Here is a 16,292-nt window from a genome sequence, read left to right as displayed (position 1 = left end):
TAATTAATCTTCGACTGTTAATCCTGTTTTTACCCGAAAAGCTTTTTCAACATCTGACACATAAATAATTCCATCTCCTGGATGTAATGTTTTCCCCCATTCTGAAATAATACTAACGATAGTGTCAACATCTTCTTTAAAAACTACCATCTCAATTTTTGCAATGGGACTGTCTGTAACAGAAAATTTTTGCGAAACAGATGCGTATTCATCCTGAAATTTTCCGATTCCTTCAGCCAACGAAATTGTTGCATTCTCAAAGCCTTTTTCTTTAAATTGTTGAATAATTTCATTCACTTTATTTGGTCGTATAAATGCTTTTATTTCTTTCATGATTCTAATTTTAATGGTTATGTTCAGTTTCTTCTTTACCCATGTCCGATAGTAAATAATATGCTGCGTTCATTACAATTTGCGTATTTTCCGGTAATGAGTCAATCAGTTTTATTTCGGTATAACCTTCATCTTTAAGACCAGTGATAACCTCTACCATGCGGAAAGTCATTTCACGGTTCTCATCATTTAATTCGTTGGCATGCTCATCATGGTTATGACCCTCGTCGTTATCATTGTCATGATTTGCCACCTCTTCATGACTTTTATTTCCTTCATCGTGTGCATCATGCTCTTCCATTGATTCCTTGTCTAATACAAAAATGAATGACTTGGTACCTTCGGTTACGATAGCATCATTGGGTAATGTGCGTGTATATTTCTCATCGGTATGTAAATGACCCGAGATATACATACCCGAAATTAAACCAGAGACCTTTTCATTTATATCAGCATGAATATGTACTGCCCTTGATTTGGCTTCAAACTCTTTTCCGATAGCAAAGACGGTAGCAGTTAATTCTTCATCAGGACGATTTGAAACAGTAAAATGAACCTTTTGACCTTCTTTTACAAGATGAACGTCTTTTTCATAAATCATAAAGTCGGCATGAATGGCACTATTATCGGTTATTTCAAAAAGAATATCTTTTGCATCAACATAAGAACCTACTCTGATATTTATATCATTAACAAATCCATTAATGGGTGAAAGAATATTTACAGTATTCGAAATAATCCCTTCTTCAATTTTATCGGGTGAGAGATTAATCAATTGCAAACGAGATTTTAGTCCGGCGTACTTTGCTTTTGCCGTGTTGTATTCTGATTTTACTTGTTGGTAATCTTTACCTGCTCCAACATTGTTTTCAAATAATTCTTTCTGACGTTCGTATTCTTTCTCCAAGTACTCCAGTTTATTTGCGACTTCTGAAAACTCTTCTTGAAGAATTATATAATCTGGATGTTCAAGAATAGCCAGGAGCTGCCCTTTAGACACTTTATCTCCATGAAACACCTTAATGCTTTTCACATTCCCTCCAATTATTGCGGTTACATCCGCACTGCTAGATGGAGGAACTTCAAGTTGACCATTGGTTTTTACTACAGTGGTTAAATTTCGCATTAAGAAACTACCTAGTTTCAGGTTAAGTGCATCACGTTGGTTCTTTTTTAATATAACTACACCTTCTGCGCCATGCTCTTCATGTTCTTCCCCTTCATGACCTTTATTATTGCTTGAATTACATGACATCAAACTTGCAATGGCTATAAATGCTATAAATATTTTTGTTTTCATTATATTCTTGTTTAATAGATTATTTACCTGTTATAAATTTTAATTGAGCAGACAATTCAAAATACTCTACTTGTTGCTTGAAAAAATCCTGTTTTGTTTTGATAGCCATTTCCATGTTCTGAATAAACTGGATATAATCAATACTACCTAGGCGATACGCCAGATTGGAGGCCTGAATTTGTTCTTCTGCTAATGGTAATGCTTCCTTTTGATAGTAATCTAGAACTTCTTGTAAAGTAAGATATCTACTAATCTGTTGATTATATCCTGCTTTTATTTCCAGTTTCTTTTGCTCGTATTGCTGACCTACAATCTGCATATTTATTTTTGTAGCCTTGGTTTTGCCTGACTGGGAAAAGAACAATAAAGGAACAGATATTCCCGCTTCCCATCCATAAAAGCCTGAGTTGCCATCAACTGATTGCAATTTATATTCCAAATTTAATTTAGGTAGAAAATTAGACCTTTCTGCTTTCCAAGCTGATTCTGCAACATCGATGCCAGTTGAGTAATAATTTAACATCGGACTACCATTTAAGGAATCTCTCGCTGAAATAATATCAAAAACATGCTTTTCCAAATTCAGAATATTAACATCAAATACATTAGGATATAAAAGGTATTGATTTAGAATTTGCAAGCTTGCATAATAGTTACTTTCAGCTTTCTTAATATTCACCTGCAATTCTTTGTATTTGGCCGATGCCGAAAGATATTCAATTTTAGAAGTGGCCTGAGTCTTGTATCTTAACTCCGCAGCTTTCTGGAAATTTGCGTACAAGCTATCAAGCTGTTTGAAAAGCTGAAATTGTTGTTTGGCATAGACGGCATTGTACCATGCCATACTCACATCACGAGCCAATGAATATTCGGTAAGCTTCTGTCCCGATTCAGCTTGTTGTGTTCGGGCATTGGCCAATTTACTTTTTGAATAAATACCAAATACATCGATATCCGACTGAGCAATTCCTAATTGGTTTTGAACTCCTGGCATGCCATTTCCCACTTCTTCCTTGCCTGTATAAACTGAAGTGCTTCCAAAATCATAAGCCGTAGCTTTCAGAGCTTTTTGTTTATCAACCTCCAATTGAGCAGCTTTTATTGAAGGATAATTCTCCTTTGCCCTTTCTATTGCTTGTTGCAAGTTTATTGATGAATCTTGAGCACTAAGTTCATTTGGAAGAACTGAAAACGTTACAATCATTAATACGGCTAAAACAGCTGTTCCTACTTTAGGTAGTTTAATTGTTTTTTTACCTGATTCAACATACTTATATAAAATCGGCAGTACAATTAGCGTAAGTAAAGTAGATGTGAGCATACCTCCAATTACAACAGTTGCCAAAGGACGTTGTACTTCAGCTCCTGCGGAAGCAGATATTGCCATTGGCAAGAATCCTAGAATATCCGTTGAAGCAGTCAATAAGATTGGTCGGATACGTCTTATCGACCCCTTCTTAATGATATCGTTGATGTGAAGTTTGCCTTCCGCTTTAAGTTCGTTAAATCCACTAATCAATACTAATCCATTGAGGACCGCTACCCCAAACAGGACAATAAAACCGACTCCTGCAGAAATACTTAAAGGCATATCCCTTAAAAACAATGAAAATATTCCACCTACAGCTGCAAAGGGTACTGCAACATAAATCATAAGCGTTTGCTTGAATGATTTTACTGCAAAAAACACCAACATAAATATTAAAGCCAAGGCAAGTGGAACAACAAGAGTCAACCTTTTGGTAGCTCTTTCCAGATTTTCAAAAGCTCCCCCGTACCGAATATAATAACCAGTAGGGAGTTCCAATTTTTCATCTAAAGTAGTTTGGATTTCCTCCACGAGCGACTTAATATCCCTGTCTTCAACATTAATCCCTACATAGGTACGCCTGTTCGTATTGTCGCGACTAATTTGCATCGGACCCGGCTGATAACTTATTTCAGCAACTTCCTTTATTGGAATTTGATTTCCATCTTGTAAAATGACATATAAGTTTCGAATATCATCTATACTTGTTCGGTGTTCTTCATCTAACCTTACAACAAGGTCAAACATTTTTTCACCCTCATAGATGCTTCCTGCAACACCACCACTAAATGCAGTTTCGATAACGGTATTAAGTTCAGTAATATTTAAACCATACCGTCCCATCTTATTACGGTCGTAATTTACAGTGATTTGTGGCAGTCCTCTGGTTGCTTCAGCTTTAACAGCAGCCACACCATCAATACCTGCCACTAAGCCTGCAATTTCTTCTGCTTTATCCGCAAGAATGTCTAAATCATCACCGTAGAGCTTAATGGCTAAATCTTGACGGATTCCTGTTAATAATTCATTAAAGCGCATTTCAACAGGCTGGCTAAATTCATAATTGATACCGGGCAATACACTCACTTTTTCTCTTACTTTATCAATTAATTCCTTTTTTGATTCAGCCCGAGTCCATTGGTCTTGTGGAGTTAGTATTACAAAAATATCAGCAATATCTATCGGCATGGGATCCATTGGTAGGTCTGCCACCCCAATTCTACTTTGAATACTTTCAATTTCATCGGGGAAATTCTCCAGGACAATTTGCTCCAATCTTGTTGAAGTTTTTGTAACCTCAGTTAACGAAGTTCCGGGTTTTAAAAATGCTTGGAATGCAAAATCCCCTTCATCTAGTTTCGGAATAAATTCGGCTCCCATTCTCGTAAACAAAAAACCGCCTGAGATTAGTAATACCAAAGCAATTGCAATTACAATACGGCTTTTATTAAGTGCCCAATCAATTACAGGGCTGTATATCTTTTCGAGTTTTCCAATAAATTTATCACCCCATGATTTTTTATCGGTTTTAGGTGGTTGAAGAAATGAGGCAGCCATCATAGGTATGTATGTAAGACACAATACGACAACACCCAACACGGCAAAGCCGAATGTCATGGCCATTGGGATAAACATTTTTCCTTCGACACCTTGTAGAGCTAAAACAGGGATAAAAACAATCAAAATGATTAGCTGTCCGAAAAATGCTGAGTTCATCATTTTACTTGCTGAATTATAGGCGATCTCATTACGTTTGGGTTCGTCGAGCTTTGTTCCTATAAGATTTTTTCTATGAAGGTAAAAAATCATACTTTCAACAATAATGACTGCACCATCGACCAATATTCCGAAATCAAGAGCTCCCAAACTCATCAGGTTTGCCCATACCCCAAAAAGATTCATCATGATAAAAGCAAATAATAATGCCAATGGAATGGTTGATGCGACAATTAACCCGCCTCTTAGATTACCCAAGAATATTACCAGGACAAAAATTACAATTAGAGCTCCCAATGAAAGGTTTTCTGCAACAGTCGAAGTTGTACTTTTAATAAGCTTGCTACGGTCGAGAAAAGGTTTTATTATTACGCCCTCAGGAAGTGATTTTTGAATTAAGGCTATTCGTTCTTTTACCGCTTTAATAACATCGTTTGAATTTTCCCCTTTAAGCATCATCACAATGCCACCAACTGCTTCACCTTTTCCATTTTTTGTAAATGCTCCAAAACGGACAAAACTACCGTATTTAACTTCTGCTATATCCCTTACAAATATTGGTTGACCGTCAGTGTTTGCGACTAAAGTATTTTTGATATCATCAATTGACCTCATTAATCCTTCGCCCCTGATAAAATTAGCCTGAAAGTTTTTTTCGATATATGCCCCACCTGTATTTTGGTTATTGGCTTCAAGAGCATCAAAAATATCAGTAATTGTTAGTCCCATACTGCGTAGCTTGTCAGGATTAACAGCAACCTCATATTGTTTACTTCTACCACCAAAAGAGTTAACCTCCACAACACCCGGCAACATAGCCATCTGGCGTTTCACAATCCACTCCTGCATGGTTCGGAGTTCCATGTCGTCATAAACGGTATCGAAACCTTCTTGTACTTCAAGTGTGTACTGATATATTTCTCCTAAACCGGAACTGATCGGAGCCATGAAAGGTTCTCCAAATCCTTCGGGGATTTTTTCTTTTACTTCAGCTAAGGCTTCACTTACCAATTGTCTTGGTAGATATGTTCCCGCACTTTCTTTAAATACTATGGTCACAACTGACAGCCCAAACCTCGATACACTTCGTATCTCAGTAACATCAGGGAGGTTTGCTACAGCCAATTCTACCTGATAGGTTACGAACTGTTCAATGTCTTCTGTACCTAAATTGGGGGCAGTTGTGATGACCAATACCTGATTGTTTGTAATATCGGGCACAGCATCAAGTGGCACTTTGTTCATGGAATATATTCCACCTATAATCAGACCGATAGTCATCAGCCAAATTAGTGCCTTATTCTTTATCGAAAAGGATATAATACTATTTATCATTTCATGTTTGTTTTACTTGTTTTAGCGATATAAAAATTTTTGAAATTCTCAATGTTTTCAAAATAAACCAACATCGGTTGGTTCTTCTCTTTTAAGCCTACTATAGCATCTGATTTACAGATGATTTTATCTGAATATGCATCAGTAACAAAAGCAACCTCTCTATAATGGTTAATAAAGTGTTGATTGCACCTTGAACTACAAATATAGAATGCTTTGTTTTTATGCATAATTTTTGAACTTTCATGATATTGCAATCGATTATCACTCATACAGACCAATTCTTTAGGAACTTCCTTGCGATACAATGCAAATTTTTCATAGGCATATTTTGTATCGCACCCATAAGTATAAAAAACAAGGGTCAATATTAGAGTCAGAAGAAGCAAACTAAAGCTTATTAACATCGTTTTGTTAAATTGCTTGTTTTCAACAATTTGCTTTTCCCTCAATTGCTTTTTATTTAGTTTTCTTGAAGCCATAGAACCAAATAATTACTTTTAGATCAATATTTTTTTTGATATTTATTAAGTTAAAGCTGGATAGGAAATCCAACTTTTTATTGCAATAATTCTTATAGGATCTTGAACATGATTATACTTAGAACGGATCATATTTTTATGAAATGAATAAATACAATTCGCTAAGACACAAGAATTGCTCTCATGCCCTCCGAAAGAGGAAATAAAACTGAACTAAACTTTGGGAGGTCGAAAGAATGAAATGATACATTTCCTTTCTCTGAGAACTAATGAAGGTGTTATTAGATTAAAACCTACAAAATCGTTTTGTAATGCATTATAGTATACAACAGGTTGAGAAACTGTTTGACAACAAACGCAAATACAAAAAGGAGAACATAAATCAACATCGATCGGTTGACTATGACTTTGTTCTAGTAACACCAAGTCAACAGAAACTTTATCAGCAGCATCAGCACAAGCCACGGTCGTTAAAACCATTACATATATTGATAATATGGCTGCTATAAATTTCATCTTTTAATAATCAGTTGCTTTAATTGCACATTGACAAATGTAAGACAAAATTTGTGCAACTGAGTTGCAAAAGTTATTTTTTACAATTAAAACAGATCCCTTTTACAACCATATTCACACTTTTAAGCAAAAAACCATAAGGAAGATTAATATCCGGAATTTGAATTTCATTTAAACAATAAGTTTGATTGCATTTTGCACAAAGAAAATGCACGTGTAGATCTTCCGGGTAGCAGTTGCATTTTTCATGGCACAAAGCATATTTAACCGCTCCAGTTCCATCCTCAATGCTATGGATTAGTTTATTTTCTTCAAAGGTTTTCAAAGTCCTGTAGAGGGTCGCCTTGTCAGCTTTTTCAAATTTCTGCTCTAACTCAGGCAGACTAATAGCTGTCTTTTGATCGATCAAAACCTGTAAAACCAACTGTCGCATAGCAGTTGGTTTAATGTTCCTTGATTTGAGTTTGCGATCTAATTCCTTATTCATCCTATCCAATATTAAATTGTAGGTAATGACTCAAAGGTAACAATTTAGCATAGGTGCTGCAATGTGCACTTGGGTTTAGTCTTATTTTTTGAGGGGGAAAATAAAATAATTGGGAATAACTATCCGTTAAAAATTTCCATTTCACTAGGGAAATAAAGCCTTATAGGGAATCACATCCTATTAATGAATGCCCCCCGTAAATTTGTAATTTGCGGGCAAAGCGTTTTGGTATAGTAATCCTATTGGATAAAGAAAAAAATGAAAAGGAAAAATGGCGTTCTCTCCTCGGGCCTCGGCAAAAAGTTTGCCAGGGGTTCCAAAATCCTTTTGGTCGTTCCGCTTGTTTTCCAAATTGGCTCTATTTCTTTAAGAAAGGAGCTGCACAACCAAAAGGAATTTATCACAAAATAGCTGTAGATTTAATAATTTAGGAGTCCCACTTTTGTTGGGGCTCCTAATTGTTTTTAACTGCAATACTAAAATCCGGTAAGTTTATTCTCTTTATTGCTCTGCAATTAAAGTTATAAAATCCGTCTCTAATTAGTTTTATTAGTATAATCCTTCATATTATAAAGTTGATCCTTTTAAAAATGCAATAAAATTTCTTCTGCTTAGGTTGATACTGTCTCAATAGTTTTTCTTACTTTGTTTATTTAGTAATGCATCACAATATGGATGATCTTAATTATTAATAAATTCATTTTTGTGGTACGTAATTGCATATGATTAAAACTTAATAAATGGAAAAAGGTAGAATTCACATTAAGAACATGGTGTGTCCTCGATGCATATCTGCGGTAAAAGATGTTCTTGAAAGATTGAATATTAAGTATATTGAGATTGAACTTGGAACTGTTCTTTTTCAGAATGCAATAAACGAATTGGAGTGCAGTGAACTTAAAAAGGCTTTAAATGAGATTGGATTTGAATTGTTGAATGACAAAAAAGCCCAATTGATTGAACAGGTTAAGAACGAAATTATTAAAATGGTACACCACCAGGAATCATCCGAACATTTGGGGAATTTAATAGAGTACTTGCCAAATGCCATAGGGCATTCATATTCATCTTTAAGCAAATTATTCTCTGAAATTGAAGGAACTACCATTGAAAAATATCTAATTCTTCAGAAAATTGAAAAAGCAAAAGAGTTACTTTTTTATGAAGAGTTAAACGTTAGCGAAATAGCCTACCAATTAAATTACAGCTCAAGTCAGCATTTCTCTCGTCAATTCAAATCCATAACTGGGCTAACTCCCAGAGAGTTCAGTAAGAATAAGAAAATAGGACGAAGCCCTATTACAGAGGTGTAAATCTAAGTAAATCCCAAAATTGTGCACATTTTTTAAAAAATTATACACACTAATTGGATAAACTATTTTTAAATTTGTGTTATAAATTAATTTCAATGCTGAAAAAATTCATTCATACATTACTTGCTTTAGTTTTATTTGTTGTTACAACAGGTATGACTATCTCTACACATTATTGTGGAGGTAATGTAAAGGATGTGTCTTTTTTCTCAGCACCTCAGTCATGTTGTGATATTCCGGAAGGATGCTGTCACGATGAGGCTTTTACAATTAAAATTGAAGATGATTTTTCTATTTCATCTTACACTTTTGATTTCTCTCAATTAGAGATTGTTTTACCAATTTCAATTGAATTAATCGAGCTGGAGGCTCCAGTCAAGGCAATAGGATATATTTTCAGAAATTCTATTCCGCCACCCAAAATTCAAACCGTACTTTCTCGCTTGCAGAATTACAGATTATGATTTGTAACTTATCTTTATAAGATGCGTTAGAATAGCTATGCCTTATAGTTTCTGACGTATCAGGTATTTTAAAGTTAAGATTAAATCATAATTGAATAACTATGCTTAATAAGATTATTCGTTTTTTCCTTGAGAATAAACTAGTTACTTTTTTGGTGCTAATTGTCATGATTAGCTGGGGAGTTATAAATTCTCCTTTTGGTTGGGATACCGGTTTTTTGCCAAGTGATCCTGTGCCTGTTGATGCAATTCCAGATATTGGTGAAAATCAACAAATTGTATACACGGAATGGCCGGGAAGATCTCCTCAGGATATTGAAGATCAGATCTCCTATCCATTAACAACATCTCTTTTAGGGATTCCTGGTGTAAAAACCATTCGTAGTAACTCCATTTTTGGCGTTTCAAGTATCTATATTATTTTCGATGAGGGGATTGAATTTTACTGGAGCAGAACTAGAATTCTGGAAAAACTAAATTCCCTTCCTGCCGGTACGCTTCCTGAGGATGTATCTCCCGCTTTAGGACCAGATGCAACGGCTTTAGGTCAGATTTATTGGTATACCTTAGAAGGAAGAGATAAGGATGGAAATCCTGCAGGTGGTTGGGATCCGCATGAACTGAGAACCATTCAGGATTTTTATGTTCGTTACTCTCTTACATCAGCAAAAGGAGTTGCCGAGGTTGCTTCCATTGGTGGTTTTGTAAAAGAATATCAAGTAGATGTTGATCCTGATGCTATGAAAGCGCATGGTGTTACTATTAGTCAGGTAATGGCCGCTGTTAAAAATAGTAATCTGGATATTGGAGCCCGAACCATCGAGTTCAATAAAGTAGAATACTTAATTCGAGCTTTAGGATATATTAAAAGTCTGGAAGACATTGAAAAAAGTGTTGTTGCCGTTAGAAATAATGTACCTATTAGAATAAAGGATGTTGCCAAAGTTAATTTTGGGCCTGCAACTCGCCGTGGAGGATTAGATAAAGGTGGAGCCGAAGCAGTTGGGGGTGTTGTGGTGGCAAGATATGGCGCAAATCCTTTACACACTATTGAAAGTTTAAAAGCAAAAATTGCAGAAATTGAACCTGGTTTGCCATCAAAAACATTGGCTGACGGTACCGTATCTAAAATAACAATTGTTCCTTTTTACGATCGAACAGGATTGATTAAAGAAACCCTGGGGACACTGGAAGAAGCTATTTCCTTGGAGCTTTTGATCAGCATTTTAGTGGTTATTGTGTTAGTGCTAAATCTCAGGGCTTCTTTCTTAATATCTAGTTTGTTGCCACTTGGAGTATTGATCACTTTTATTGCCATGCGTCAGTTTGGAGTCGATGCCAATATTGTTGCCCTATCTGGTATTGCGATTGCAATTGGTGTTATGGTTGATGTGGGGGTAGTATTTACCGAAAACATTATCAGGCATGCCGAGGCGGTTGAAAATGTTGGTGCCAAGGGGCGAAGGCTTTTGGAAATTGTTTATACTGCTACAACTGAAGTTGCAGGTGCGGTTGTGACAGCTTTGGCAACTACCATCATAAGCTTTTTTCCTGTATTTGCGATGGAGGCTGCTGAAGGGAAACTGTTTAAACCACTGGCGTATACCAAAACCTTTACCATGCTGGCGGCCTTGCTGATTGGTTTAATTATTATTCCAACATTGGCACATCTGGTATTTTCTATTCGTTTTGATAAAAATAAATATTCTAAAATTTGGAACAGCCTGATTATTGTGGCAGGTATCGTTTTGTCGATTGTTTCGGGGAACTACGTCGCGCTTGCTTTGGTTGCATATGGCTTAAATGGTTTATTTGCCGATAAGTGGGTTGAGTCGAAAAAATCATGGGTGAACCTAATTAATATTGCAATTACAATTGTGGTAGTAGTCTTTTTCTTAACAAAGGCCTGGTTGCCACTAGGAGCAGAGAATAGCCTGTTTGAAAACTTCTTATTTGTAATCGTTATTGTAGGAACAGTATTGGGAGCACTTTCTTCGGTAGTATTGTTTTATGCTAGAATATTAAAATGGTGTTTAGATAACAAATGGAAATTTTTATCTTTTCCGATTTTAATCGTTGTATTTGGTATCTCAGTTTGGCAGGGTTTTGATAAAATGTTTGGTTTTATGCCTGATTTTGTTCAAAATACCAGCGTTTATAAAAAATTGGATGCTTCTATTCCAGGAATAGGTAAAGAGTTTATGCCTTCGCTTGATGAGGGATCATTCTTATTTATGCCTACAACAATGCCACATTCAGGCATACAGGAAAACCTTGATGTAATTGCCATTCTTGACAAGAAGATTAATTCGATTCCAGAGGTTGAAAGTGTAGTTGGAAAATGGGGGCGGGTAAATTCGGCTCTCGATCCGGCACCAACCTCGATGTACGAAAATTTAATTAATTACAAATCGGAGTATATGCTGGATGAATTCGGACATAGAATGCGATTTAAAGTCAACAAGGAAGATGCATTTGTGTTGAAGGATGGTTCTACATTTAATCCTAAGGAAGAGGAAGTTCGTTCAATAAATAAAGAAAATCTGATTGAAGATAAGAATGGAGAGTATTTCCGACAATGGCGTAAAGAAATAAAATCACCAAATGATATTTGGGATGAAATAGTCACACAAGCCTCAATTCCTGGTCTAACCTCTGCTCCTAAATTGCAGCCAATCCAAACACGATTGGTGATGTTACAAACCGGGATGAGGGCCCCAATGGGAATTAAAGTTTTTGGTCCCGATTTGGAGTCAATAGAGAAGGTTGGATATGAGATTGAAAAGCACCTAAAGCAGGTAGAAGGGGTGCAGGCAATGTCTGTTTTTGCCGATCGTGTGGTTGGGAAACCTTATTTGGAGCTGGAAATTGATCGGGATGCTATTTCGCGATACGGCATTTCAATTAAGAATTTGCAATCGGTAATTAGTAGTGCTATTGGAGGAATGCAATTAACCACAACGGTTGAAGGAAGAGAACGATTCCCTGTTCGCTTGCGTTATGCAAGAGAGTTTCGCGATAATCCTGAAGATTTAAAGAAGATATTGATTCCAGCATCGGGTGGAGCTCAAATCCCATTAGGCGATTTGGTAACCATTAATTACATCCGAGGTCCTCAGTTGATTAAAAGTGAGAATACATTTTTAGTTGGATATGTAATCTTCGATAAAAAAGAAGGTTTTGCAGAAGTTGATGTGGTTGAAAATGCACAGGACTACTTGAAAGAAAAACTTTCCGAGGGCGAATTTGAATTGCCTGCAGGTGTTAGTTATGTCTTTACAGGTAACTACGAAAATCAAATTCGAGCTACAAAAAAATTGATGATTGTTGTCCCAATATCATTATTGGTCATTTTTCTAATTCTTTATTTCCAATTTAAATCTGTTGTGTCAACGAGTTTGATTTTCACAGGAATAATTGTTGCCTTGTCGGGCGGGTTTATAATGCTTTGGTTGTATGGTCAGCCTTGGTTTATGAACGGTGAGTTAGGTGGCATTCATCTGAGGGATTTGTTTCAGGTACGAACCATAAATCTAAGTGTCGCCGTATGGGTTGGATTTATTGCTCTTTTTGGAGTGGCAACGGATGATGGAGTTTTGATCAGTACTTATATCATGCAATTGCAGGAGAAAAAAGCTCCTAAAACAGTTCAAGAGGTACGCGATTTGGTTCTTGAAGCTGGTTCAAAAAGAGTTCGACCTGCAGTTATGACAACTGCAACGACCATTATTGCACTGGTTCCAATCCTAACATCAACCGGAAAAGGTTCCGACATTATGGTACCAATGGCAATACCTCTGTTTGGAGGAATGACAATCGAGGTGTTAACCATGTTTGTTGTGCCTGTTCTGTACAGTATGTGGCAAGAATCGAAGGTGAAGAAGGAGTTAAAAAAACTAAAGGAATAGTATCATGAGAAAAGTAAATATAATTATCACAGTCCTGTTTCTTTTGACTTCCTCTGTTGTTTTTGGCCAACAGGAACTGTCATCTTATTTGAAAACAGGAGCAGAAAACAATCCGGGATTGCAAGCCCGATTTAAAGAGTATATGGCGGCTTTAGAGGTAGCACCTCAGGTGAAAGCTTTGCCTGATCCTCAGCTCGCATTTGCTTATTTTATTAAGCCTGTTGAAACAAGAATGGGACCTCAGGAATTTAAATTCTCAGCTTCGCAGATGTTTCCGTGGTTTGGAACACTAAAAGCAAAAGAAAATATTGCTATTCAAAATGCAAAAGCAAAATATGAGGTTTTTCAGGATGCTAAATCAAAACTGTTTAGTGATATCAGTGCAAACTATTACAACATCTATTTTAATAAGAAAGCGATCTCTGTCACCAAGGAGAATCTTGAAATTCTAAGTGCATTTCGAAAGTTGGCTATTATCAAAGTAGAGGCAGGTTTGGTTTCTGCTGTTGATGAGTATCGAATTGAAATGGAAATTGGTGATTTACAAAACCAATTGGATCTTTTAACAGATAAGCAGCAGGTGTTGGAAATTGCTTTTAATAAGCTCTTAAATGCTGAGAAATTAAATGTGGTAAATACACCCGAAGTATTGTGGGAAGATGACATTCCTTTTGCGAAAGAAGTTTTGTTGGATTCTGTAAAAAGCAACAATCATAAATTGCTGGGAATTGCTCTTCAGCAAGAGTCTTTAAAATACAGAAAGGTATTGGCCGAAAAGCAAGGCAAACCTAGTTTTAATTTAGGTTTTGATTATACCATCGTTGGAAAGGGAGATAATAATTTGGCTGGAAAAGATGCCTTTATTTTTCCGAAAATTGGGATTACAGTTCCTCTTTACCGGAACAAATACAAAGCAATGATTAATGAAGTTGTTTTGCTGGAAACCGCCAAAGAAATGGACAAAGCCAATACATTAAACATGTTGGAATCCATATTCGAAAATTCATGGAAAGATTATAAAGATGGACACAGAAGAATTGCTTTGTACAACGCTCAGTTGGAATTGGCCAATATATCTTTAAATCTGTTGGAAACCGATTATGCAACAGGGAATAAGAATTTCGAGGAAATTTTAAGAATGGATAGAAAAGTTCTCAAATACAATTTGGAGCTGGAAAAAGCCAGGGCAGATAAACAAGCTGCAATTGCATTCATCAACTACTTAATGGGTAAATAAATCGTTCTGTTATGAAAAAAATAATCAATAATATAAAAGAGAATTACAAGTTAGTAATTGCAGTTTTGGTGATTGGAGTTGTTCTTGGACTCGTGTTTTCTGGATCGTCTGATAAAACTGCAACACCTTCGAATGGTATCGAAGGGCACGAAGGACACAATCATGAATCTGAAGATCCAACGACCTGGACATGTTCAATGCACCCACAGATTAAGCAGGACAAGCCAGGGAAGTGTCCAATTTGTGCTATGGATTTAATACCTCTTACTACTATGCAATCAGCAGGAGATGATATCGATCCGAATGAAATTGTTATGTCTGAATCTGCAGCAAAATTGGCTGACATTCAAACCATGATGGTTCAATTTGGAGTTCCTGAAAAATCAGTTCGTTTGCAAGGTAAAATTCATGCCGATGAAAGAAATATATCAGAATTAACAGCTCGTTTTGGAGGTCGAATTGAAAAATTATTTGTCAATTTTACTGGACAAACTGTGCGTAAAGGGGAAAAACTGGCTACCATTTATTCTCCAAATCTGGTAACTGCACAGCGTGAATTGTTAGAGGCAATTAGTTTTAAATCTACACGTCCTTCACTTTATAAAGCATCTAAAGGGAAACTTAAATTGTGGGATCTTACCGATAAGCAAATTGAAGATATTGAGAAAAATGGAGAACCAATGTTATACTTTGATATTCTCTCTCCAATCTCAGGAACTGTTACCATGAGACATGTTGCGATTGGGGATTATGTGAAGGAAGGAACAAAATTATTCGAGGTGGTTGATTTATCAAGACTTTGGGTGATGTTGGATGCTTACGAAAGCGATTTGCCTTGGGTGAAACTGAATGATAAGGTGGAATTTACCGTGCAGGCAATACCGGGTAAGAATTATGAAGCTAAGGTAACTTATATCGATCCATTTATTAATGGAAGCACAAGAGTTGCAAAAGTACGAGCAGAAGTGTCCAATAAGAGTCAACAGCTTAAACCTGAGATGTTTGTGAATGGCGTGGTGAATTCAAAAATCGCTGAGGATTCACGCAGAATATTAATTCCAAAATCATCTATTCTTTGGACAGGTAAAAGAGCTGTGGTTTATGTGAAAGTTCCGAATCGGGAAACACCATCATTTTTGTATCGAGAAGTTGTTTTGGGCCCGGAAGCAGGAGCATTCTTTGTTGTAAGTGAAGGATTACAAGAAAATGAAGAAATAGCAATTAATGGAGTCTTTAAAATTGATGCTGCATCTCAGCTAATTGGACTTCCAAGTATGATGAACCCAAGTGGTGGAGCAGGTTCTACTCCTCATGATATGTCCAAAATGGATATGGGAGCTTCCAAAAAAGAGAAGAATACAAAAGTCGATTCTAAATCTGTTGATACAAAGTTTAAGAGCCAACTGACATCAGTATATAAGGCATACTTGAACATGAAAGACGGGTTTATTGATTCTGATGCAGATAAAGTTAAGAAAACAGCCAGGCTGGTGAAAGAAGATTTGAATAAGGTGGATATGGCTCTGTTAAAAGGAGATTCTCATATGCTTTGGATGGACGAATTACCTACTTTGAAAACATCTATTGACAAGATTCTCAAATTTGATGATATTAAAAAACAAAGAGAGGCATTTGTAACTTTTAATCAAGCGTTCTATAATACGGTAAAAGCCTTTGGATTAAATAAAGTGACTACCTATTATCAATTCTGTCCTATGGCTAATGATAACAAGGGTGCTTATTGGTTCAGTAATTCTGAAGAAATCAAAAATCCATATTTTGGAGAAGATATGATTGGGTGTGGTGAAGTTAAGGAAACCATTAAATAAGGTTTTATAAAAAGGAGGGAGTGGGAACTCCTTCCTGAATTTCAATCTTAAAAATAGTTGGTC

At 36.1% G+C, this 16,292-nt stretch carries 11 protein-coding genes; 5 read left to right on the top strand and 6 right to left on the bottom strand.

Features of this window, described 5'->3' with window-relative positions; translation table 11 throughout:
• Positions 1-3: 3 nt before the first annotated feature.
• From GQR60_RS00795 to GQR60_RS00775, 6 genes are all read right to left on the bottom strand, one after another.
• Positions 4-333 carry a P-II family nitrogen regulator gene (locus GQR60_RS00795; RefSeq protein ID WP_124991123.1) on the bottom strand — a complete coding sequence of 110 codons (330 nt, stop codon included), beginning with the start codon at positions 331-333 and terminating at the stop codon, positions 4-6.
• A 10-nt stretch (positions 334-343) separates the two neighbouring features.
• On the bottom strand, positions 344-1,633 hold the full coding sequence (locus GQR60_RS00790) for an efflux RND transporter periplasmic adaptor subunit (RefSeq protein WP_124991122.1): 1,290 nt from the start codon (positions 1,631-1,633) through the stop codon (positions 344-346).
• A gap of 19 nt (positions 1,634-1,652) precedes the next feature.
• On the bottom strand, positions 1,653-5,993 hold the full coding sequence (locus GQR60_RS00785) for a CusA/CzcA family heavy metal efflux RND transporter (protein WP_124991121.1): 4,341 nt from the start codon (positions 5,991-5,993) through the stop codon (positions 1,653-1,655).
• A complete protein-coding gene (locus GQR60_RS00780; RefSeq protein WP_124991120.1) occupies positions 5,990-6,475 on the bottom strand; it encodes a hypothetical protein in 486 nt (161 codons plus the stop codon). The genes GQR60_RS00785 and GQR60_RS00780 overlap by 4 nt, the downstream gene beginning before the upstream one ends.
• A 213-nt stretch (positions 6,476-6,688) precedes the next feature.
• Positions 6,689-6,991, bottom strand: coding sequence for a DUF6660 family protein (locus GQR60_RS20310; protein WP_370877215.1), 303 nt, complete (start codon positions 6,989-6,991; stop codon positions 6,689-6,691).
• Between the two features lie 73 nt (positions 6,992-7,064).
• Positions 7,065-7,478, bottom strand: a complete 414-nt coding sequence (locus GQR60_RS00775) for a Fur family transcriptional regulator (protein WP_124991119.1) — start codon at positions 7,476-7,478, stop codon at positions 7,065-7,067.
• A 740-nt stretch (positions 7,479-8,218) separates the two neighbouring features.
• Here GQR60_RS00775 and GQR60_RS00770 point away from each other — a divergent pair.
• The 5 genes from GQR60_RS00770 (at position 8,219) to GQR60_RS00750 (ending at position 16,229) form a co-directional block, all read left to right on the top strand.
• Positions 8,219-8,791: an AraC family transcriptional regulator gene (locus GQR60_RS00770; protein ID WP_124991118.1), complete on the top strand. Its 573-nt coding sequence runs from the start codon at positions 8,219-8,221 to the stop codon at positions 8,789-8,791.
• Between the two features lie 95 nt (positions 8,792-8,886).
• A complete protein-coding gene (locus GQR60_RS00765) occupies positions 8,887-9,255 on the top strand; it encodes an HYC_CC_PP family protein (protein ID WP_124991117.1) in 369 nt (122 codons plus the stop codon).
• 101 nt (positions 9,256-9,356) lie between these two features.
• Positions 9,357-13,163 (top strand): efflux RND transporter permease subunit, encoded by a 3,807-nt coding sequence (locus GQR60_RS00760; protein ID WP_124991116.1) that lies wholly within the window; start codon positions 9,357-9,359, stop codon positions 13,161-13,163.
• A gap of 4 nt (positions 13,164-13,167) precedes the next feature.
• Positions 13,168-14,400: a TolC family protein gene (locus GQR60_RS00755; RefSeq protein ID WP_124991115.1), complete on the top strand. Its 1,233-nt coding sequence runs from the start codon at positions 13,168-13,170 to the stop codon at positions 14,398-14,400.
• 11 nt (positions 14,401-14,411) lie between these two features.
• The gene (locus GQR60_RS00750; RefSeq protein WP_124991114.1) at positions 14,412-16,229 is read left to right on the top strand and encodes an efflux RND transporter periplasmic adaptor subunit; all 1,818 of its coding nucleotides are present in this window, start codon (positions 14,412-14,414) and stop codon (positions 16,227-16,229) included.
• The last annotated feature ends 63 nt before the right edge of the window (positions 16,230-16,292 follow it).

Origin of the sequence: Labilibaculum euxinicum, assembly GCF_009795715.1 — a bacterium.
Lineage (GTDB): Bacteria > Bacteroidota > Bacteroidia > Bacteroidales > Marinifilaceae > Labilibaculum > Labilibaculum euxinus.
The sequence above is the reverse complement of the archived record's forward strand: the minus strand, read 5'-3'. Positions and strand labels throughout refer to the sequence as shown.